Source organism: Flavobacteriaceae bacterium (genome assembly GCA_014075215.1).
Lineage (GTDB): Bacteria > Bacteroidota > Bacteroidia > Flavobacteriales > Flavobacteriaceae > Polaribacter.
In genome coordinates this window covers 1,414,133-1,436,909 of sequence record CP046177.1, presented here as the reverse complement: position 1 = coordinate 1,436,909, position 22,777 = coordinate 1,414,133, and the positions used below count along the sequence as shown (strand labels likewise).

At 32.8% G+C, this 22,777-nt stretch carries 21 protein-coding genes and 1 pseudogene; 10 read left to right on the top strand and 12 right to left on the bottom strand.

Features of this window, described 5'->3' with window-relative positions; translation table 11 throughout:
* Window positions 1-34: 34 nt before the first annotated feature.
* Both GKR88_07190 and GKR88_07185 read left to right on the top strand, forming a co-directional pair.
* Window positions 35-2,977, top strand: a complete 2,943-nt coding sequence (locus tag GKR88_07190) for a hypothetical protein (GenBank protein ID QMU64094.1) — start codon at window positions 35-37, stop codon at window positions 2,975-2,977.
* Window positions 2,978-3,216: 239 nt separating this feature from the next.
* Window positions 3,217-3,687 (top strand): DUF4357 domain-containing protein, encoded by a 471-nt coding sequence (locus GKR88_07185; protein ID QMU66663.1) that lies wholly within the window; start codon window positions 3,217-3,219, stop codon window positions 3,685-3,687.
* A 162-nt stretch (window positions 3,688-3,849) separates the two neighbouring features.
* On the opposite strand, the gene GKR88_07180 is transcribed toward GKR88_07185, so the two are convergent.
* From GKR88_07180 to GKR88_07160, 5 genes are all read right to left on the bottom strand, one after another.
* Window positions 3,850-5,015 (bottom strand): IS3 family transposase gene (locus tag GKR88_07180; protein ID QMU64093.1). Its coding sequence is split into 2 segments (ribosomal slippage): window positions 3,850-4,766 and window positions 4,766-5,015, totalling 1,167 coding nucleotides; the frame shifts between segments, so codons are not numbered across the junction.
* 40 nt (window positions 5,016-5,055) lie between these two features.
* Complete coding sequence (locus tag GKR88_07175; protein ID QMU64092.1) at window positions 5,056-5,913, bottom strand: DDE transposase; 858 nt, start codon at window positions 5,911-5,913, stop codon at window positions 5,056-5,058.
* 58 nt (window positions 5,914-5,971) lie between these two features.
* Window positions 5,972-6,358 (bottom strand): hypothetical protein, encoded by a 387-nt coding sequence (locus GKR88_07170; GenBank protein ID QMU64091.1) that lies wholly within the window; start codon window positions 6,356-6,358, stop codon window positions 5,972-5,974.
* Between the two features lie 127 nt (window positions 6,359-6,485).
* On the bottom strand, window positions 6,486-7,001 hold the full coding sequence (locus GKR88_07165; protein ID QMU64090.1) for an IS3 family transposase: 516 nt from the start codon (window positions 6,999-7,001) through the stop codon (window positions 6,486-6,488).
* Window positions 6,998-7,351 carry an IS3 family transposase gene (locus tag GKR88_07160; protein QMU64089.1) on the bottom strand — a complete coding sequence of 118 codons (354 nt, stop codon included), beginning with the start codon at window positions 7,349-7,351 and terminating at the stop codon, window positions 6,998-7,000. The genes GKR88_07165 and GKR88_07160 overlap by 4 nt, the downstream gene beginning before the upstream one ends.
* 340 nt (window positions 7,352-7,691) lie before the next feature.
* On the opposite strand from GKR88_07160, the pseudogene GKR88_07155 reads away from it, so the two are divergent.
* Window positions 7,692-8,093: pseudogene (locus GKR88_07155) on the top strand (Fic family protein).
* 557 nt (window positions 8,094-8,650) lie between these two features.
* On the top strand, window positions 8,651-9,268 hold the full coding sequence (locus GKR88_07150; protein ID QMU66662.1) for a DUF2589 domain-containing protein: 618 nt from the start codon (window positions 8,651-8,653) through the stop codon (window positions 9,266-9,268).
* Between the two features lie 284 nt (window positions 9,269-9,552).
* Here the strand turns inward: GKR88_07150 and GKR88_07145 are convergent, their stop codons facing one another.
* Window positions 9,553-10,548, bottom strand: coding sequence for a transposase (locus GKR88_07145; GenBank protein ID QMU64088.1), 996 nt, complete (start codon window positions 10,546-10,548; stop codon window positions 9,553-9,555).
* Window positions 10,549-10,925: 377 nt separating this feature from the next.
* On the opposite strand from GKR88_07145, the gene GKR88_07140 reads away from it, so the two are divergent.
* Together GKR88_07140 and GKR88_07135 are read left to right on the top strand one after the other, a co-directional pair.
* Window positions 10,926-11,504 carry a DUF2589 domain-containing protein gene (locus tag GKR88_07140; GenBank protein QMU64087.1) on the top strand — a complete coding sequence of 193 codons (579 nt, stop codon included), beginning with the start codon at window positions 10,926-10,928 and terminating at the stop codon, window positions 11,502-11,504.
* 201 nt (window positions 11,505-11,705) lie between these two features.
* A complete protein-coding gene (locus GKR88_07135) occupies window positions 11,706-11,993 on the top strand; it encodes a hypothetical protein (protein ID QMU64086.1) in 288 nt (95 codons plus the stop codon).
* Window positions 11,994-12,223: 230 nt separating this feature from the next.
* Here the strand turns inward: GKR88_07135 and GKR88_07130 are convergent, their stop codons facing one another.
* The 3 genes from GKR88_07130 to GKR88_07120 are packed head-to-tail and all read right to left on the bottom strand — an operon-like array spanning window position 12,224 to window position 13,650.
* On the bottom strand, window positions 12,224-12,904 hold the full coding sequence (locus tag GKR88_07130; GenBank protein QMU64085.1) for a response regulator: 681 nt from the start codon (window positions 12,902-12,904) through the stop codon (window positions 12,224-12,226).
* Window positions 12,870-13,220: a hypothetical protein gene (locus GKR88_07125; GenBank protein QMU64084.1), complete on the bottom strand. Its 351-nt coding sequence runs from the start codon at window positions 13,218-13,220 to the stop codon at window positions 12,870-12,872. Before GKR88_07125 ends, GKR88_07130 begins: the two co-directional genes overlap by 35 nt.
* On the bottom strand, window positions 13,180-13,650 hold the full coding sequence (locus GKR88_07120; GenBank protein QMU64083.1) for a hypothetical protein: 471 nt from the start codon (window positions 13,648-13,650) through the stop codon (window positions 13,180-13,182). Before GKR88_07120 ends, GKR88_07125 begins: the two co-directional genes overlap by 41 nt.
* A gap of 149 nt (window positions 13,651-13,799) precedes the next feature.
* On the opposite strand from GKR88_07120, the gene GKR88_07115 reads away from it, so the two are divergent.
* Window positions 13,800-14,555 (top strand): hypothetical protein, encoded by a 756-nt coding sequence (locus tag GKR88_07115; GenBank protein QMU64082.1) that lies wholly within the window; start codon window positions 13,800-13,802, stop codon window positions 14,553-14,555.
* On the opposite strand, the gene GKR88_07110 is transcribed toward GKR88_07115, so the two are convergent.
* The 3 genes from GKR88_07110 to GKR88_07100 form a co-directional block, all read right to left on the bottom strand.
* On the bottom strand, window positions 14,480-15,163 hold the full coding sequence (locus tag GKR88_07110) for a histidine kinase (GenBank protein QMU64081.1): 684 nt from the start codon (window positions 15,161-15,163) through the stop codon (window positions 14,480-14,482). The two genes, GKR88_07115 and GKR88_07110, sit on opposite strands and share 76 nt — an antisense overlap.
* Window positions 15,164-15,958: 795 nt before the next feature.
* The gene (locus GKR88_07105) at window positions 15,959-16,732 is read right to left on the bottom strand and encodes a hypothetical protein (GenBank protein ID QMU64080.1); all 774 of its coding nucleotides are present in this window, start codon (window positions 16,730-16,732) and stop codon (window positions 15,959-15,961) included.
* A gap of 227 nt (window positions 16,733-16,959) precedes the next feature.
* A complete protein-coding gene (locus GKR88_07100; protein QMU64079.1) occupies window positions 16,960-18,132 on the bottom strand; it encodes a hypothetical protein in 1,173 nt (390 codons plus the stop codon).
* 277 nt (window positions 18,133-18,409) lie between these two features.
* Here GKR88_07100 and GKR88_07095 point away from each other — a divergent pair, with 277 nt between their 5' ends.
* The 3 genes from GKR88_07095 to GKR88_07085 all read left to right on the top strand — a co-directional run bounded on the left by GKR88_07095 (window position 18,410) and on the right by GKR88_07085 (window position 22,747).
* Entirely contained in the window at window positions 18,410-19,204 is a 795-nt protein-coding gene (locus GKR88_07095) for an RNA methyltransferase (protein ID QMU64078.1), read from the top strand.
* Between the two features lie 25 nt (window positions 19,205-19,229).
* Window positions 19,230-20,462, top strand: coding sequence for a M48 family metalloprotease (locus GKR88_07090; GenBank protein ID QMU64077.1), 1,233 nt, complete (start codon window positions 19,230-19,232; stop codon window positions 20,460-20,462).
* A gap of 68 nt (window positions 20,463-20,530) precedes the next feature.
* Window positions 20,531-22,747, top strand: coding sequence for a RelA/SpoT family protein (locus GKR88_07085; protein QMU64076.1), 2,217 nt, complete (start codon window positions 20,531-20,533; stop codon window positions 22,745-22,747).
* The last annotated feature ends 30 nt before the right edge of the window (window positions 22,748-22,777 follow it).

The window sequence follows — 22,777 nt, the reverse complement described above, 5'->3', positions numbered from 1 at the left end:
AGAATCCTCTAAGCAGAGAAATAAATAAACACAAATGACAAAATTAAAAATACTTCATCTTACAGATTTTCATTATAAAGAAGATAAAATGTCTATCCCTAATCAAAATAGACTTTTGGACGCATTATCTCATTCTTTAAAGGATCAAGAATCTAAGATTGACTTTATTTTTTTCACAGGAGATCTAGTTAACGATGGTAATAACTTAGATCATTTTCATAAAGCTAGTGAAGTTTTGTTAAAACGTATTGCCCATGTATTAAATATCCCTATGAATAATGTCATTATTTGTGAGGGAAACCATGATGTAAACAGAGGTCAGGAACTGGAGGAAATTGCCAAATCAATTGACTCATTAACCACCAATAAAGATTTGGACAACTATATTGTCAAACAAGATGGCAAGTCTTTTAAGGCTAGCCTTAAAAACTTCAACAATTATCATACTTTTCGAGATGAGTTTTACTCAAGTCATAAAGAAGAAAAAGGAGATTTAATTGAAAACTTATATTCGATACATAACAGAGAAAAAGGAGGTGTTAAAATCTCAATTACAACAATTAACTCTGCATGGCGTTCTTTCAATTCAGAAAAAGATTCAGGAAATTTACTGTATCCAACACATTTATTAAAAGAAGCCTTCGAAAAAATTAAGCTAAGAAGTTCTTTTAATATTTTTTTGATGCATCACCCACTATCCGACCTTAAATATTGGAATTCGATACTAATAGAAGATATTGTTTTCAAAGATTATCATGCAATGTTTTCTGGTCATACTCACAAAAATAGAGATACCATTTACATGGTTCCAGAAATAGGGATGTATCATTGTTCTTCGAGTGCCACTCTCTCTTTAGATGAAGTTTCAAAGATTGGGTACTCAATTATTGAAATAGATTTGGAAACTTATCAAGTGATAACAAGTAATAGAATTTATCAATCTGATGAAAATACTTTTTACAAAGGTGATCCAAAAATATCTCATATTCCAATTAGCGAGACCAAAATAAAGGAGAACAAGTTTAGGGAAAATATAAGGAAAAGGTTTAACGAAGAGTTAATAAAAGCAAATGAACTGTTTTTATCAAACAATGAGTTAAAAGAAGGAGAAGACTTTATACAACTCTTTACCACCCCAATCATCAAGGATAAACCAAAAACATTTGATGACACAAAAACTAGGGCAAAAAGCTTCTCGTTAAATGATTTGTTGTTATCGACAGAAAATGAAATATTGTTCGGAAAAGATAAAAGTGGAAAAACAGCAATCCTATATAAAATTTTACTCAATGCACTTAACAATTTTAGTATTACTAAAATCTTACCTCTCTACATAGATTGTAAAGAGTATATAAAGCTTTCAAAATCAATAGATATTCTGAAGAATATAAGTAGTTTTTATGCGCTGAATAAGAACAATTCTGCAAATCTTTCTCAGAGTTATCATGTGAAAATACTCTTGGATAATTTTGATGATAATGAGATTTTTATTCTTAATCCCGTCAATGAATACTTATCCAACAACCCTAATTCGTCAATAATAGCGGTGGCCGAGGAGACATTGCTGAACAACTTCTCAAATCAGTATATTAACAATCAAGAGTTGTCAAATCGGTTTATTTGGGAAATCGGTAGAACAGAAATAAGAATCCTGACTAAAAAGTGGCCTAATCTGAGTGATTCAAAAAGAGAGGTTTTGTTGGAAAAGATTCATAAGGTATTTAATCAACTTAATATTCCTTCCAATTATTGGACGGTATCTCTGTTCATCTGGATATTTGAAAAGAACTCAGATGCCAACTTTAGAAGTAATTTCCAATTGATTGAATTATATATTGATAATTTGTTGGGTAGAGATCGATTTATTTCCAAAGAATCTATCTACAAGATCGATTATGAAGATTTTAAAACCTATATTGGAGAGTTAGCTTATTTTTTGATTTCTAAGAAGAGTGAAGAAAACTACGTATTGTCTCACGTTGAACTTATCAACTTTACTGATAATTACAAGAATTCAAATAGAAAATTTGTGATTGAAGTCAGTAAAGTTACGGATTTGATTATTGATTTAGGGCTCTTGAAAAAAGTCTATATGGATTCCTATACCTTTAGATTAAATGGAGTATTTGAGTACTTTCTGGCTTATTACATGAAAGATAATCAAGATTTCAGAAATAAGGTCATTGATGACGGTCACTTCTACTTATCGTTTGCTAACGAATTTGAGATATGTGCAGGCTTCAATAGTAGAGATGTTGCCTATGTGAAAAAGATTCTTCAAAAAACTATAGAGATTTTCGATCAGGTAGCCTCAAAATACAATTTTACTCAACTAGATTCACTTTTAAAGTATCAAATACAAAATAAGTTAAGTGTTGACTTGGGTCTTCCAAAAGCACTTAAAGATACTGTCAAACCTATTCCAATTGAGGAACAAGATATTATTTTCGAAGAAATATCTGGTGATAATCGTAAGTTATCTGAAGTAAATCCAAAAAAGTATTACAAAAAAATCGAGCCTACTCCTGAAAATCTAGAAAAGTCATTGTTAATAATAGCTCGTGTTTTCAGAAATTCAAAATTTAAAGATCAAAACTTAGAGGATGAAATATTTGAGCTTATTTTAAATTATACCTGTGTACTTGGTTTTGAAATTATTGAAGAGATAGAAGATGATAACCTAGAGCTAATTCCTGAAAAAACAAGTGAAGATGAATTGATGAAATTATTGATACAGTTCGTTCCTATCGTTATTCAGACATTTTTTTATGACGCTGTTGTCCAAAATAATCTTGAAAGTATTCTGATTGAGAAAATTAACACACTTAAACAAAAACCTAAGGAAAACGAACTCAAACTATTAATCTTGTATTTTTCGCTTATTGATTTAAATCTAAAAAATAATCATAAGTACATAGCAGAAATAATTGAATTACTGAAAATAGGAGTTCTAAAACAAACATCCTTAATAACTTAATAAAATTATACATCTATCTGGCTACCAAAGTTAATAACAACAAACAGTTAGAATCAATAATTCAAAAAAATATTAAAAAGCAAGTTCTTAAAATTAATAATTCAACTAACGTTGGACAACTAGAAAAAGGGTTTTCTGATGTTTCAAAAAATCAGCTTAAGCAGAAATAATTAGCTTTCTTAAAAAAAAAAATTATCCCATAATTAACATAAAACCAGCTTTCTAAATCACACAATGAAATCTTTCATCACGCAAGAGAAATAAACAATTACAATACGGAAGAAAATGAACAAAACCCTAAACAACTTAAACTACAACGCCACTCAATAGATACCTTACATGATTTCTTTAATGATATTAAGTTTATTACAGAATTTACAGGTTTTACCATTTTTAAATCCAATAGTAATACCAACAATGCTTACGAAATATTCTACACAAAGGGGCGAAAATCAGATGCACAAGGCTTTTATAATGAAAATGGGTTTACAGTCTTAAAAGGAAGTATAATTGCCGCTACTGTTGTCCAATCTTTTGGTTGGGAAGATAAACGCAATCACTTCATTGAAGAATATACAGAAACCGTACAAGGTAGTATTACCCTCAAAACAGACTATACGTTTAAAAGTCCCAGTACTGCTGCCGATTTTTGCATAGGAAGCAGTAATAATGGTTGGTTGGTTTGGAAAAACTATAATTCCCCCCATTGATAGGACAGATTTTATTAAAACTTAAATGAGATAATGATGTTGAAAGAGGCTCAAGTAAATTTTATGGGGATTAAGCGAATAATTTTTCAAGCCTAAAGAGGAAAAATTGTGTATCTCTTACGCCTCTTTGATTGGATATGCAACAAAAAATGGTACAAAAAGTTAAGCTACATTTTTGATTTGATATAATTTTTCAAATTCGATGATATTTTTGTAACCAAGAGCAGAATGTCTTCTGTATCTGTTGTACCAAGTTTCTATGTATTCAAAGACTTTAATTTGAAGACTTTTGTTGGATATAAACTTATTGTCTATCATTAGTTCTGTTTTGATTGTTTTAAAAAAAGATTCAGCTACTGCATTATCCCAACAGTTTCCTTTTCTACTCATACTGGGTGTTACATGATAACTTTTAAGGATATTAACAAACGCATGAGATGCGTATTGTACACCTCGATCAGAATGAAAAATCATACCTTCACAAGGCATTCTGTTGTTTACAGCCATTCTCCATGCAGCAATGATAGTTTGTCTTGCTTTGAGTCCATTGCTCAAAGACCAACCAATGACTTTACGATCAAACAGGTCAATAATTACCGTTAAGTACAGCCATCCTTGTGCAGTCTTTAAATAGGTAATATCAGAAACCCATTTCTGTGCAGCAGCGGTAGCTCTAAAATCTCTATCCAATACATTATCAGCTACCGGATATTGATGCTTAGAATCTGTCGTGACAACAAATTTCTTTTTACGAACTGCTTTAATCCCGTGTTTTTTCATCAATCGTGCTACCCTAGACCTAGATACTTTAAACCCTTTAGCTTTGAGTTCCTCTGTAATTCTAGGACTTCCATAAGTAGATTTACTTCGCTCACAGATACGGTGAATCTCAGAGAGTAGCATACGATTTTTTCCATCTCTATCTGATGGAACATAATTCTTACTCCTGTAATAACTGTTTCTACTAATTTTAAAAATTTTACACATCTTCCCAACCGGATATTCTCTACTGTAATCTTTGATAAATTTCAATACTTCCGATCGCTCTTGGAGAAGATGCTCACGGCCTTTTTTAAGATATCCCGCTCCATGGTAACATCCTTGAGCTGTTTACGTAATCGCTCTAACTCTTTCTGATCTTCTGTGAGTTGTTTGACGCCATTACCGCTAAAAGCTAAATCAGGACGCTGTTCTAATTCTCTACGCCATCTGTAAATAAGATCTGCACTGATTCCCAATTCCATGGCAATCTGCTTTGTGTTACCTCGTACATTGCTTAATTCTACTGCTTTAATTTTAAACTCTTTACTGTATTTTCTTCGTTTCATATGGTTAAGTTATTTTAGATAAAATTAGCTTAACTCTTTGTCACTCTAAATGTAGCAAGTCCAGATTGGCTCTAAAGAGTTTTATTTTTGAATTAAAAGACTCTGCATTTGCATTTGTATTCCTATTGTCAAAAAAGTTTAAGATGGTATTAAAATGATGTTTAATACTGTTCATTGCTGTATTGAAATTTTTAAATTCCAATTTTTCTGTATCCTCAAACCAATGTTCAAATCGTTGTTTGGCTTTTACTTTACATTTTTCTTGATAAATGCTTCTAAATTCTAAAGTGTGTTTATAGGCTTGTTGGATGTTTGGATAAAGATTACATAATAATTCTGCTCTTTGTTTTTGATTAGGTGTCCAATCGTTTGTCTTTTTAGCTAAAATATATCTACTTCTAGCCAAAAGTTGCTTTTTTGTATCACCATTAGATAGCACTATGGGTTTGTGTTTCTTCCTTGCTTTTTTAGCAGCTTCAATCGCTTTGTTTTCATCTTCTATTGCTTTCCACCGATGCTGTACTCTAACATGCTGTAAAGCTTCTGTTACCAGTTTTACCACATGAAATCTATCGGTAACAATTTTAGCATTTGGAAAACAAATCTTAGCTGTTAAATTCATATTATTTGCCATATCTAAAGTTACTTCTTTGACTTGTTTGCGTTGTTCTAAGGGTATTCTTTCAATAGCAGTAATAATATCATCACTTTTAATTCCTTTTACACAAGCCACTAAAGTTCCTTGTTTACTTCGTCCGTTCTTGTTGGTCAAATAGGTATAAAGTTCACCTTTAGATAGACTTACTTCATCAAGACTTAAATACTCTCCTATATTCTTCGGATAAATAAGATAATCTTCACAATGGGGCTTTTGATTCCAACTATCAAACCCACTTATCTGTTTCTTATAATGGCGTTGTAAAGTTCGTGGGTAAATACCGTAATAACTCGCTATATTACTGATCGTATCTTCTCGGGCCTCTACCTGTAGCTTTTAAAAAATCAGAAAGTTCTGACGTTAATTTAGAACCTTCTGCAATGAATGAATAATCATTTTTAATCGCTCCCTTTTTAGTCTTCTTATCTCGCCATCGTCTTGTTTTTATATGTAGATAAACTGCTTTACCGCGTATGGGAAAATCTTGAATCTGTTTACTGCTAATAAAACCTTTGGACTCATAATTACCCTTTGAGTAACCCTCTGGTAGAATATTCTTCTCTTCTAAATAAATGTGAAAAGCATCCTTTTTAACTGAAATATCTCCTAATTCTTCAAAAAATACAATATCAAAATGAAGTAATAAATCTTGAGGGAGGATAGATGCTAATAATTCTAAATGCATCGTCTTTTTTTATGCATCTAAAATAATCAATCCCCATAAATTGTCGTTGACCCTTGAAAGAGGGGGTCCGGGTGGAGGCTGATAACTCTCATTTTTTGTGAATAACTCCCCAAAGTATCATCATATCTCATGCTGCTATTTTTAGGGTTTGTTGATAAATGGTTTGAGGATGTTGATTACCGATACTTTGATGCCTTCTTTGTGTATTGTAATACTCGAAATACTCCTTTAAACCTCTATAACATTCTCTACCGTCACTAGCTGGAAACAAATATACATGTTCGTATTTGACACTACGCCATAATCGTTCAATGAAAATATTATCAATAGCTCTTCCTTTACCATCCATACTGAGCTTGATGGCTCTATCAGGATGAGTTACCCAATCGCAGAACTCATAGGCAGTAAACTGACTCCCCTTATCTGTATTGAGAATCTCTGGTTTTCCATGTTTTTCAATAGCCTCTTGTAAGGTTTCTCTGCACCGGTTACTTGTCATCGTGTTGGATAATGACCAACCCACTACATAACGACTGTAAAGGTCTATAATAGCACATAAATACAAATACCCTCCCTGAACTGGAATGTAGGTAATATCCATTGCCCACACTTGATTGGAATGTCTAATCTTTAACTTACTCAACAGGTACTTATAGATTCTATGCAAAGCCCTTTACCTCTTTTGGAAGTATTAGGATTGGGGCCAACGGCAGACAACCCCATGAGTCTGTAAAGGCGTTCTATGCGCTTTTTGTTGATCTTATAACCCTTATCCATATTGAGCCAAGTAGTTATACGAGGAACTCCAAGCCATGGGTGAAGCAGATGCTCCTCATCTATCAATCTCATGATCTCCAGATTCAATGAACTCTCTCCCTTTGGAATGTAATACACACTACTACGATGAATTTGTAATAAATCACATTGCTTTACAATAGACAGCTTACTTGCCTTGTCAACCTGTTCTTTACGCTGTTTTGAACTCTTATTCATGACAAGGCTTTCTTTAAAAAATCAATCTCCATCTTTTGCTGACCGATCTTCTTTAAATAACGATCTTCTTTCTCTTATGACTCTGTTTTTGAATCCTTTACCGGACGATCATCAAATACAGCTTGACCATTCTTTAAAAATTGAGCCTTCCAATTGGTAATTTGGGTTGGATGGATATCATATTTACGAACCCAACTCTTGAATCGTATAACGCTCGCTCAAGGATTCTAAAAACACCTTGAATTTAAACTCTGATGTGAATCTTCTTCTACTCATGATACAGTAAATTTATAATTAAAAATCTAACTTAAATTACTGTCCGATTTTTGGGGGAAATTATAGATTGTGGCAAACCCTAATTTTAATGCAAGAATATCCGGTATTTGAATATTTACCTGTTGAAAGTCTTATCAAAGAAAACCAAGCAGAATACTACAATGTATTAAGTCAATCGGATAAAATGGGGAGTGCTACCCCTTTTATCGAGTTTATGTTAGGTATTATACTCCAATCCTTGGAAAACTTACTCAAAACCCCCAATAGAACACTAACAACCGAAAATAGAATTGAGTTATACAAAGATGTTATAGGCTCTAATGAATTTAGCCGAAAAGACTACTTACAAAACTTCAAAGAGATAAGCCAAGCCACCGCAAGCCGAGATTTAAAATGGGCAACAGAGCAAAATATTTTAACCAAATTCGGAGATAAACGACTCACCAAATACCAATACAAACTTTGAATTATTATAGGCTTATTTTGCAATAATTTGACACTTTTTGTATCCTATATTTGTAGCTCTTAAATCAAAAACTTGACATATATTAAAATATGTAGATAAATTTTAAAACAAGATCGCTACGCTACTGGAATCAATACCACTTATCACTTGAAATTATCGTAAAATAATAACTGGTATAAGAATCAAGATAGTCATGGTTCTTGATTCCAGAGTCGATAGGTTTTTAAACCCGAATGATGACATTCTATATTGGTCTGGCTATATATTTTTATTTAATTTTTTATAAAAAAAATTAAATAAAATAGATTTATACCGGTTACTACTTCCACAAAGGTATATGCTCTAATTTTTAAAAGATTGGTATTTCCCCTAATATATGTAACCCACCTTCATTGCAAATTTGTACGGTAATCAAATCGTGATATTTAATCGAGTAGCTACTATCTGTCAGTTCGGGTTACACAAAAGGAGGAATCTGAAAATCCTAATAATAAACAGAGTAAGAACAATTAATACTAAAACTAAATATTATGGCAAATGAGAAAGCCTTAGTCTCAATGGCAGAGCAATTTAACGGGCTGCCAATGAAAGACCTGATTGGAGGTCCCTTGATGGCAGCAGCAGACGCAAACAATGCTATGGCAATTACACAAACCAAATTTCTTTTGGATACTTGTTTTCAAAAAACAGGTACGGCTGAAGGAAAAGATGAAAACTATACCCCTATTCTCATTAAGATGAGTTTAACCAGAGGGGTTTTAGGTGTAAATGACAGTGGCGAACCTACTTATGAAGAAGTAAGTACCACATTCAACCTACCCATATTAACTATTTTACCTTTAAATTCTTTAGCTGTGGATAATGTGGACATTGCATTTCATATGGAAGTAAAATCTTCTTACGGAGAGGAAACTTCCAAAGAAGAAGCTGATAAATTTTCCGGAGAGGGAAGTTTTTCCGCAAAAATCGGTTACGGAGTTTTTAGTGCGGAAGTAAAAGGAAGTGTTTCGTATTCTTCGGATTCTACTTTTAGTGAAAATTCTCATTATGAAAAAAGTAATTCCGCAGAGTATGATGTAAAAGTACATGCCGGACAAATACCGCTTCCGGATGGTGTAAAAACCATTATAGATGTATTTGCCAACTCAATAGATCCTATTGAAATGCCTAAATAGGATATACACTATAGCTAAACTAATCTGCCCTCGTCATGAGGGCAGGTTAACTAACACTATCACTACGAAAGCTCATCATGAGTATTTGACAAACCATATTACTATTGAATAATCCGTTATCAAAAAATCTTAACTCCATGAAACAATTGAACATTTCATGCCCTACATGTAAAAATGAAATCATAACCATTCCGGATTTACTTTTCCAGGGAGAGTCCTTTGATTGTACCACCCCGTATTCTATGATAAAAACAAGTAAAAGTTGAGATATTATTTTTACTAATTTATGCAGCAAATTTAAAAGTATCTACATAGGGTGTTTGTCGTTTGACAACGGCAAACACTCTTGCTATTAATTTGTTTCTAATAATGTTAACGGTACTCATTTTACTTTTGCCTTGTTTTATTCTTTTATGATAGTATAATTTCATTTCTGGGTTATGTTGTATAGCAGAAATAGCGCACATATTAATAATTGCTTTCAATTTTTTATTAGCCAAATGAGAGACTTTTGTACGTCCTTTAATACTAGTTCCAGATTGGTAAGGAAAAGGAGCAACACCACAATAAGAGGCAAACTTTCTCCAGTTTTCAAATTTTGAAAAATTGTCAGTAAACACAATCATCATTATAGCAGTTTGCATTCCTATACCTTTAACACTAGTAACAAGTTTATAGGTTTCTTTTAACATTATATTTTGGTCAATAATAGCTTGCATTTGAGTATTAATCTTGTGTATTTGTTTGGTTAGTTCTGCAATCATTTTTTGTTGAACGTCAAAGATTATTTTATACTCTTTTGCTTTATAAATTCTTTTTTGTTCTTTCAAAGTAACTTTAAAACCAGCTCTTTGTTTGTTAAGTTTTGTCCTTAAAGATAAGAGACTTTTTAGTTGTAATATACTTCTTTTAGGTAGCTTACTGGGTTTAAGTTCTTCTTTTAATCGATACCCATATAGAGCAATGCGTTTGGCATCAATTTGGTCATCCTTTCCACGAGCAATACCAATAGATCTTTTAATTTCTAAACCAGAAGCTATGAAAAAAGATAATTTTTGTTCAGTTAAAGACACAGATAATAAATGAGAGTACATTCCTGTATGTTCAAATACAAACATGGTTTCTTCTTTAGAGAAAGACGAATTTTTAAAACTCCACTTTAGCATTAATTTAAATCCAGATTTACTGTTCTCAAACTGTTGAACAATTTGTTTAGAATAGATACAAACATCAATTAATAATTTACTGACATCGATTCCGATAATTTCATTTGTTTTCATAATTTTGTAATTAGATATTAATAATAGTTACTTAAACTAAGACCTTTAATAAGGGCAGAAACTGAAATTCTATATGGTTCTAAGTAACTTTTAAAAAGAACGGAGACTAATACGGGGGATGGCTCTAAAAAGCTAGCTGGCCGCTAAAGTTCACTCCGTTCTTTTGTGTTTTTGGTTATCAACAAAATAAGAGTTATTAACAAAGAAAAAAAGAAGCAAAAAAAGAAATTTCATCATAACTATTATGTTTTTATTTTAAGTAATTATTTCTATTTGCTAATCTAAAGGATTGCCATACCTCTGTTTCCGTTAGCAAAGAAAGCATTCCTGCAGTGAAAACAGCATACGAAGAATTACAACAATTAAAAAAGTAAATCATGAATTTAGAACAACTTGTTTCGGTAATCCAAAAAGGTGCACTGGCAGCTTCAACCGCCATCCAGAATCAAAGTTTAAAATTGATAGACCTTTATTTTGAAGAAACTGACGGAGAAGATCTAAATACTTCTTTGAAAGATGCTCTTATTTCCAGTATGAGTGGGCAAGATAAAAAAAGGGCGACGGAATTGGCAGAAAAAATAATGAGTTCAATTTCTACCGACTTAAAAGATGTTTTTGCTAAAGCCCGGGGAAAATTAAAACCAAAAACAGTTACTATACAATACCCAAGAGAAACAGCAAAGGGGGTGGTTTCGCAAGAAGTCATTGTACCTCTTATTTCTCTGGTTCCCATAAGTTTAACAGAAATGTCCCAGGTTAAATTTAAAACCGATTTGGAAGTAAATCTGGTTGATGACGAATTAGCCATTTCTTTCCCGGAAAAAATAAAAGACAGAGAAAGTGATGTAAACATCGCAAGCCTGGAAGTAGTCATAGATAAAACACACCCTACCGACGGGTTGAAAAAATTAATTGAAGGGTATGACAGGGCACTACGTGCACAGATACCCGGATAATATAAACAGATCCTCCTACTCTTTGTAATGATTGTTAAATGCATAAGTTACCTGGCTTAACAGGAAAGGCGTTTGCCAAATCTCAGAATGCACACTATACATCTATTATAAAAATTAGGAGTAATACACGTACAAAACGTACAAAAGCTGGCATCCGAAAAAGCTATTTTAAACAGAGTAGGAAAATAAATTTTTAAAATTATGTTTATATTAAAGAACAAAATCGGGTATAAATTTAAATTTGAGGAAAATCAAAATTGGATTCCTAATGAGTATTCCGGAGAATTTCACCTAGAGGCAATACCTCCGTCAATTATTGTAGGATCAGTATTCCTTAATCCGAGATATAACAGAGAACCTTTAGTTGACAGAAGTTTTACAGATGGATGGACCTATACGTTTGTTACACTTCAAAACGGGCTTCCACATATAAATGTCTCTAACAAAAACGGCAGACCCGAAACAGGAATAAACTATGTAAAAGCTTAATTATCAAAACGTAAAGAACTCATAATTGTATCATGCTATTAATTATGGGTTCTTTTTTTAGTTTTCCAAGAGTCTTTGAAATATTTAATCAAAGGGTTAAAAGATTAAAAAAACGAAAGATTTCTAAAATGTGCCAATACCAGTTATTATTTGAGATCTTTGCAGAATTGATTTGACAAAAAAGTTCGACGCCCGAAACTGTATCAGGATTCAATACAACATAACAAACCTCAATCTAATAATACCATTTCATTTGCGTTAATAAGCTGATTTTGTACGGCATAGATAATTAATCCGGCAGTATTTTTAACTCCTGTTTTTAAAAATAAATTGCTCTTATGAGCTTCTACGGTTTTTGTAGTAACAAATAGCTTATCGGCAATTTGTCTGGCGGTATATTGCTGGCAAATAAGTTGTAACACCTGTAGTTCTCTGTTACTTAGGGCTTCTTTTGCCGAAACACATAATTTAGGGGTTTTGTGGCTCACCTGGCCACGTAGTATCTCCAATTGTTCGGCGGTAAAAAAATAGCCCTTATCATTGACCTCATACAAGATAGAAATAAAATCTTCTTTATCCGTTTCTTTAGGTAAAAACGCATGTACTCCCAATTTAAGCATATACCCTGTGGAAGTGTCTTTATAGTAAGACGATAAAACAATTATTTTTAGCTCAGGGTATTTTGAGGTGAGCGCTTCAATAGTATGTACCCCACTACCGTCGTTCATTCGTAAGTCCAATAATACGATTTTCGGAGCTACTTCCGCTTTTTCCAACTGCTTTAAAAATGAGTTTCCACTATAAGCAGTCAAAGACACATTAAAATGCTCTTGTTGTTGTAAAAAATTGCTGAGTAGCTGAACTACCAGTATGTCGTCATCTACTATTGCCAGGGGTATTTTTACTTTCATTTCTAGGGATTGAAAGTGTAAAGATAGTTCCTTTTAATTTATTTTGCCGTATCCGATACCTTCCTTTTAAAAATACAACTCTTAACCCTATATTTTTTAACCCCAGTCCTTTTTTAGGCATTTTTTTTAAACCAATACCATCGTCTTTAATAACTAAGTGTATGTATTTTTCGGAAACTCTTAATAGTACTTCTATTTCCGTAGCTTTTGCGTGTTTATCACAATTGACAATCACCTCTTGAAAAATTCGAAATAATTGAAGTTTTTTGACTTCATCAGTAAATACGTCGTTGTTTAAACGAAACCAGGTAGTTATTTATGTATTTTTCCTGAAAAGGTTTTAAAAAATCTACAAACAATTCCTTTACAGACGTTTGAGTTAGTAATGGCGGGCTTAGATCATGTGATATATGCCTGGCTACCGCAATACTTTCGCTAAGCACTTCATTTACGGCAGTATTTCGGTTTATTAATTTTGCCCGGTGTAATTGAGCAATTAAATGATCGTGCAGGTCCGAGGCAATTCTTTTGCGTTCTTTTTCCTGGGTTACAATACTAGTTTTCAGTACTTTTTTTTTGTGCTGTAATTGTAAGTTTCGTTTTTTTTCTTCTTCTTTCCGAATCCTCCGAATAAATATGATATTAAACAAAAGCAAAGGCAGAAGCAACAAAAATGACAACAAGAACAAAACAGAAAAATAAGCAGACTCATCCATTATTTTATTGAACTCATTTAAAAAATCCATAATTATTATAAATAATAATACCGTATCTGTTGTTTTTCACCTCAATTGTTTTGTTTATTTAGTGGTACTTCTGTATGGTTTGCCATATTAAATGATTTAGCTTATATTTGTACAAATATAATAGAAATATTTCAGTTAATCAAAAATATATGAGAGATTTTTCATTATTAAAACAGAGAATAATACAGTATATTGATTATAAGAAAGTAAGCAAGTACGAATTTTACCAAAAGACAGGTATTTCTAACGGTGTTCTTTCACAAAAAACAGGCATATCAGAAGAAAATACACTGAAATTTCTCAAGTATTATTCCGAAATCAATCCTGAATGGTTATTGACCGGAAAAGACCCGATGCTAAAGTCGGAAGTGCAAACAAAAGTCATTGACAAACGCCCTATTATAGAAATAACCCCCGATTCTCAAAAATTAAACACACTTGTGGCAGATGTCAGTGCGTCTGCCGGTTTCGGTGCTATGTTGGATAACCCGAAGAAATTACAAGAATTACCGGCAATTTCACTTCCTAATGCTCCTTTCGGACTCAACGTTGCTTTTCAGATACAAGGAGACAGTATGCATCCTACCATACGGCATGCAGATTATGTAGCAGCAAATCACTTGAATGACATCAATACTATAATAGATGGGTATACATACATCCTCTTAGATAAAGACCATGGCGTGCTTTGTAAGCGTATATACAGAGAGCATGACCGTATTAAAGTTGTAAGTGACAATCCCAGCTATCCGCCCTACTATCGATCTGGTAAAGATATACTTGCTTTCTTTAAATGTTTTATGAGGCTGTCTACTGATTTCAGAACATATCACAATGACGTACGAAATGCGATACAGGACTTACATATGGAAGTTCGGCAACTAAAAAAACGCATAGAGAAATAGCGCACTAAAGATGTTTGAGGTAGTAATGTTTCAACTTCTATTTTATGGGTTGAAAGTATAAAAACAGTTCCTTTTGGCTTATTTTGTTGTATCCGATAGGTTCCTTTTAAAAATGCTACTCTTAGTTCTATATTTTTCAACCCCAGTCCTCTTACAGATGTCTTTTTGATTCCAATGCCATTATCTTTGATAATCAAATGTACATATTTTTTAGAAATTCTTAATAATACTTCTATTTCCGTAGCTTTTGCATGTTTGTCGCAATTGACAATTACTTCCTGGAAAATTCGAAATAGCTGAAGCTTTTTAATTTCATTTATATCTTTATTATTTCCCGGAGAAAACCATATGGTAATAACATATTTTTCCCGAAAAGGGTTTAAAAAATCCTCAAAAAGGCTTGTTACAGACGTTTTAGCTAGTAAAGGGGGACTTAGATCATGTGATATATACCTGGCCATAGCAATACTTTTTTTAAGCATTCCATTTATGGAGGAATCCAAGTTAATTAGCTTTGTCCGGTGCAATTGAGCAATTAAATGATCATGTAGATCCGAAGCAATTCTTTTGCGTTCTCTTTCTTGGATTATAATACTGATTTGAAGCAATTTTTTTTGATGCGCTAACTTTAAATTTTGTTTTTTTTCTTCTTCTTTTCGAATCCTCTAATGAATGCTATATTAAATAAAAGTAAAAACAAAAACAGTAAAAGTAATAATAGCACCCCTCCTATTAATAAAAACGGAATTAGCTGTTCTTGTTGATTTTCCACACATAATAGATTAAAGCCATATAAAATACTTGTAATAAAATAGATCGAAAAAACCAAAACCAGGCAACTATTACCAAATATTCTTTATACACCAGATAAGTAGTACCCACAGCTAAAAAAGTATCAATCCCAAAAAAGAATAAAACACTGCTATTCAAAAAAAATTGGGGTTTATAAATTTTAATTTCCCCTTTTACTACATATAGGAAATAACATAAACTATAAACGGTAATAATCAGAGAATACAAAACTCTGTCATAAGGTTGGAAAAAATGATACGATTTATTGAAGATAAAGGGAAAAGTAAAAAAAACTATACTCAATAAAAAAACCGTATTTCTTCTTTTAGCACTCATTAAATAAACCTTTGAAAAATAGAAATACGTTAAAAAAATCAAATGAATAAATGCCGATAATGATAATAAGATTGCCGTATTTAACGCTAAATAAAACCCGGATATTAAACAAACCAATTCAATAACCAACAAAACAAAAAGATACATAGTTATCAAACTACTCTCTTTGTATGATTTATTATAAACTAAAAATAAAACTCCTGATAACAATAAGCTAACAGAAAAGTAACTAAGGCCATTAGCTATCTCATTTAACAAATTCAATTTAATGACAATTATCGAATTAGATTAAAATTTTCTCCATCCATTGAAAATGGAGGGCATGGCGATGTTACATCTCTAAATATAAGTATTTTTATAGGGGTATCTGTATCTTCTTTCAATTTTTGCTTACTACATAACAGCAATTCTATTTCATTTCTATAAAGTGGTTTCTTATCCTTATCTTCATAATTTCTGATACCAAAAAATAAAAATGCTTTTTGAGTTTCCGGATCGTTAAAAATATCTACAAAATCTACAAACGGAATTTTAAAAACACGTACCGGGCCTGTCTCATCAGTACCTCCTGCTAGTTTGACCTCTTTTTGCTTATTTTTAAACCAGGTATCCGAATACAATAACCAGGTAAACGCGCCGTTAATAGCTTTTTCTCTTTCTTTTTCTTCATCCTCTATAGTTTCATTTCTTTTATAAGTCACAAATTCCAGTGGAGGAATTTGAACGGCTCCTTTTTCCAAATCACCTAAAAATGTACTTTTTGTATATTCTTTAACAAATAGATTCTTATTAACTTCATAATCCTGATATTTATCCGAATAAGAATCTACCAAATAGAAAGTAATCTCAAATTCTACAATTCCTATATACATGTGTACTTCAATATCATCTATATCTATATTATGTTCGTTCTGGATATCCTTCCAGGCTTCAAACTCACTTCTCCTAATCTCCAGTCCGGATCCGGAGGTCAAAAAATTTAAGCCCAAAGAAGTCATTCTTACTTCATTCCACTGTTGTATACTGTCTTTGATTTCTTTTATAGTCATGGTTATAAAGTTTTAAGAACTCGAATATATTTAATTTTTTTTACACCCAAAATCGATTATCTAAAAATACTTGTAAATCTTAAACCCAAATTATATATAAAGTGATTATATCTCAAATCCGTAATAATTAAGACTTAATGAAAATAAATGTTGTGTACCTTGAAGAACTAAGCCAGAAGTTTATAGCTATAAAAAGAAAACCTCGTTTAAAAACGAGGTTTTTTATCTTAATTATTTATATATTCCACCCCTTTGTCAATATGTACATCTCTGGATGCAGCTACATCTGCTGCGGTTGGAAGCAATAAATCATCCGGAGTAATTCCTATCCCTTCAAAAGATTGAAAACTTCCGTTATACATGATTTCCACATCATGTACGGAAACTCTTGTCCTCCAATTGCCATCGCCCTCTCTCAGCGTAAAAGTATCACTTCCGGCAAAAATTCCAAAAGTTATATTTCCAATGGTTCTTACATGCGATTGTGACTTCATGGTAGCTGTAAAAAATTCTCCCGAACTGGCAGTACCTCTTGATGTCAGTACAGCTACCTTATTTGTAAATTGAAATGTTCCGGACTTAGCAACCCTGTTTTCGTCGGAAAAAGTAGCCCCTACCATACCTCCTTCTGCAGCTCTGCTATCGGGGTAACCGGAAAAATCATCTGCAGCAGTAAGCACCCAGCCACTTAATGAAGCTTCGGTATCTCCCGTAGTGGTCTTATAACGCTTTCTTTGTAGGGTTATATTATCATTACTAAAAAACCTTCCTGCCAGGTAGGTAGCATACATTAACTGGCCTCCACCATTGGTTCTTACATCTATAATAATCCCTCTTTTGTCTCTTAATGCTGTTAAAGCTGCATCAACAACAGCTTGATATACAGCAAACTCACCACTACCGGTATTTACCGGTTCAAATGTTTTTGATTTTATATAACCAATCGTTGCGTCACTTCTCAATGTGCCGTACGAAATGTAATCATTACTTGAGCTACCTCCTAAATAGTCAACTTTGGTATCTGTAATCGTTTGAACCGTTGTGGTAATTTCCGAATTTGAATCCGGTGTATAGGATGCTGACTGGCTGTTAAAAGTTAGATCCGTATGCCCGTCTCTTATGGTTTGAGTCATAATTCCTTGTAAAATAGTAAATAACTGAACATCTGTAGTAGTTGATGTAATCATCGGGAAATTAGCATCAAAAACCGATTGCCAATTGATATTTTTACGATGCATCAAAGGGTAATGGCGGTTATAAATTTCCCAAAATTCTCTAAACACCTTTTGTTGTGTGGTATCTGTGGTAGTTGCAGGAGGTGTGGTGTTATCATCTTTTGAACATGACACGATTGTCAGTGCAAAGAAAATAACTACTAATAACTGAATTAATTTTTTCATTGTTATTTTGATTAAGTTTATAAATATGTTGAACTCATTTAAACTTTTTCAATTTGCTAAAAAATTACTGTTTCCTGCTCTGTTTTTGTCTTTTTTTCCTTCCGTAGCGCCGCAGCTCAAAAAATCCTTCAACAGCCCTAAAAACTTCTAATTTTCGCTTACATCCAAAAAGTTTAAATGAGTTCGTTTTTAAAACATGAAAATAAGTCAATTTTTTGAAAACTTAAAATCAAATGCTTATAAAGTCAATGATTAGAATTAGCTATTTTTGTGATCCATGAAACAAATTACCAGTCTGCAAAACCCTTTTATTAAAAATTTTTTAAAACTACGAGAAAAATCTCGGGAACGCAAAAAACAAGCTCTTTTTATTGTAGAAGGGAAACAAGAGATTGAATTAGCTATCAAAGGAAACTATGAAATCAATACTCTTTTATGTATTACCGGTAAGTTTAGTGCTGATTATCTGCAAATATTTAACAATACAGATGTAGTTGAAGTATCACAGGATATCTATCAAAAAATTGCTTACAGAGGGTCTGCGGAAGGACTTATTGCACTGGTTAAAACCAAAAATTTAGCCTTAGACATCATACATTTTAAAAACAAATATCCATTGATTTTAATTGCCGAAGGTATCGAAAAGCCGGGCAATATCGGAGCAATACTCCGAACTGCCGACGCGGCAGATATAGATGCCGTTATTTTAGTAGATACAAAAACGGATGTATATAATCCTAATGTCATTCGTTCCAGTGTAGGAGCTATATTTACCAACCAAATCGCCATAGCAAACCCTGAAGAAACCATAACCTTTTTAAAACAAAACCATATCAGCATTTTTTCAGCGACCTTGCAAAATGCTAATCATTATACCGATGAAAACTATACACAAGCTTCCGCTTTGGTTGTGGGAGCGGAAACTACGGGATTAACTAAAATTTGGCGGGACAGTGCCATCAAAAATATTCATATACCCATGCAAGGAACCATTGATTCGATGAACGTTTCCGTTGCTGCAGCCATTTTGATTTTCGAAGCAAAAAGACAACGACAATTACAAACCATTTAACCAAAAAGTACTAAAATAATATACAATGACACCAACTTTTCTTTTCTACATACTCATCGGAATTTTAGTCTTCAATTTTATTGTTGATGCCATTCTTAATTATGTAAATGCAAAACATTTTAATGATGCCATTCCGGAAGAATTGGCAGATATATATGATGCGGAAGCGTATAGAAAATCACAGAACTATAAAAAAACAAACTATCGGTTTTCAATTATTACCTCTTTATTTTCACTAGCAGTGATACTTACATTTTTCTTTTTAGATGGCTTTGCTTTTGTGGATGGTTTGGCAAGAAGTTATACGGAAAACCCAATAAGTATCGCTTTGATCTTTTTTGGAATCATTATGATAGGTAATGATATGATTGCACTGCCATTCTCTTATTACAAAATTTTTGTTATCGAAGAGCGATTTGGCTTTAATAAAACCACAAAAAAAACATTTATATTAGACAGGATCAAAGGTTGGCTTATATCGGCCAGTATTGGCGGGGGTATTTTAGCATTGATTATTTGGTTTTATCAACTCACAGGAACTCATTTTTGGATATATGCGTGGATATTGGTAGCCGCTTTCACACTGTTTATGAATATGTTTTACGCAAAACTAATTGTCCCTTTATTCAATAAACAAACCCCTTTGCAAGAAGGTGAATTGAAGTCGGCTATTTCTTCATATGCCGGCAAAGTGGGTTTTACAATTGCAAATATTTTTGTCATTGACGGATCTAAAAGATCTACCAAAGCAAATGCGTACTTCTCCGGTTTTGGAAGGGAGAAAAGAATTACCTTGTTTGATACCCTTATCAAAGACCTGGAAACAGACGAAATTGTCGCAGTATTGGCACATGAAGTGGGCCATTATAAAAAAAATCACATCGTTTTTAATCTGGTTGCTTCTATTTTACTCACAGGGTTCATGCTATTTATACTATCACTATTTATAAATGCCCCGCTTCTTTCACAGGCACTGGGGGTAGAACAACAAGCTTTTCACATAGGGTTGATTGCTTTTGGAATACTATATGTGCCTATTTCTGAAATTACCGGATTCATAATGAACTATCTTTCCCGTAAATTTGAATACCAAGCTGATAACTATGCGAAAGAAACCTACTCGGAAACTCCTTTGATTACTGCTCTCAAAAAACTATCAAAAAAAAGCTTGAGTAATTTAACTCCACATCCGTTATATGTAAAAATACACTACTCACACCCGACATTATTACAGAGGATCAAAAATTTACGATTTTAAGAAATAGAAAACTTGCGCATTACAATTCTTTGTACTATTTTCATGTATGAAAAAGAAACTTATATTTTATGGCATACACAGTAACGATAGAAGATGAAAATAAAGAAATTGCAAAGCGTTATAAAGACCTTCTAAAAGGAACGTATCAGATATTATCCAAAGAAGATAAAGCTACGATCCGCAGAGCTTTTAACGTTTCTATGGAGGCTCATAGTGAGCAACGCAGAAAAACGGGAGAACCTTATATATACCATCCAATAGCTGTTGCCAAAATTGTAGCTTATGAAATAGGGTTGGGTGCCACTTCCATTGCCGCAGCACTATTACATGACGTAGTAGAAGATACTGGTTATACCATCAATGATATAGAGCGGCTTTTTGGGGAAACCATTGCAAAAATTGTCAGCGGACTCACTAAAATATCCCGACTTAAAAAAGATAAAGATTTTTCTATTCAGGCAGAGAATTTCAGAAAAATGTTGCTTACACTAAACGATGACGTGCGTGTTATCCTAATTAAAATTGCAGATCGCTTTCACAATATGCAAACGATGGATGTCATGCCTGCAAATAAACAGGTAAAAATAGCATCTGAAACCTTATATATCTATGCGCCGCTAGCACACAGGTTAGGTTTGTATAATATCAAAACCGAGCTGGAAGATTTAGGCTTGAAATATACGGAGCCGGAGGTCTATAATGATATTAGAAACAATATCAGGGAAAGTAAAGAAGACCAGAAAAACTATATTAAAAAGTTTGCAAATACTTTAAAACAAGGATTAGACAAAGAAGATTTTAACTATGAAATAAAAGGACGCTTTAAATCTATTTTTTCCATCCGAAAAAAGATGAGAAAACAAAATGTCTCTTTTGATGAAGTTTATGACAAATTTGCCATTAGAATCATCTATACACCTACTTCAGACGATGAAAAATTTGATGCCTGGAAAATATATTCTATTGTAACTGATTACTACAAACCTAATCCGTCAAGACTTAGAGATTGGATTTCTCAACCGAAATCTACAGGCTATGAAGCATTACACATTACTGTAATAGGCCCTGAATCCAAATGGGTAGAAGTTCAGATTCGCTCCGACAGGATGAATGAAATAGCTGAAAAGGGGTACGCGGCACATTTTAAATATAAACAAGGGCGTATTAATGAGAACGGTTTGGAAGGCTGGCTAAACAGGTTGAAAGAAACACTGGAAAATCACAGCTTAAATGCGGTTGATTTTGTAGAAGATTTTAAACTGAATTTATACGCTAAAGAAATCTATGTTTTTACTCCAAAAGGAGATTTAAAATCCTTACCTAAAGATGCTTCGGCATTGGATTTTGCATTCTCCATTCATACGGATATCGGTTTAAAGTGCAGAGGAGCAAAAGTAAACGGGAAACTGGTTCCTTTAAGCCATACCCTAAAAAGCGGTGATCAGATAGAAGTACTTACAGCTACCAATAATAAACCCAATGTCCGGTGGCTGGATTTTGTAATTACAGCAAGAGCAAGAACAAAAATTAAAACGGCTCTAAAGGAAGAAGAAAAGAGAATTGCAGAAGAAGGGAAAGCAGTTCTGGCCAGAAAATTAAGACATTTAAAGATCAATTTTGACGAGAAAATTATCAATGAATTAGTCGTTTATTTTAAGTTAAGGACAAGCCTGGATCTATTCTTTAGAATCGGAAACGGAGCAATAGACAATACACAACTCAAAGATTTTGTAAGCCAGAGAAATAATGCATTCATCAGCTTCTTTAAAAACCGATTAAAAAGAGCTCCGTCCAAAGAGATCGTTGAAAAAGATGAAATCACAAATAAATATGATTCTTTGGTCTTTGGCATTGATGAAGAAAAATTAGATTACAAATTAGCTAAATGTTGTAATGCCATCCCCGGAGATCGTGTTTTTGGTTTTTTAACAATCAATGAAGGAATTAAAGTACACAAAAAAGATTGCCCAAATGCCATTTCATTGCAATCCAATTATGCATACAGAATCATGTCGGCAAAATGGATAGATTCCACAAAAGAAGAATTTAAAGTAATATTAAGCATAAAAGGATTTGATAATCAAGGAATTGCAAACAATCTAACACGTATTATCTCCAATAATATGAATGTGTTTATTCACAGTATCAATATCACCGGCAATGAAGGGGTTTTTGAAGGCAAATTATCAATAAGTGTTAAAAACAGAACGCAATTAGATAAATTGATAGCCCATATTAAAAAAGTAGAAGGCGTTCAAAAAGTAAAACGTGTAAATACAATGTAAGGCCCTGTAACCGGAAAATCAAAAAATCTA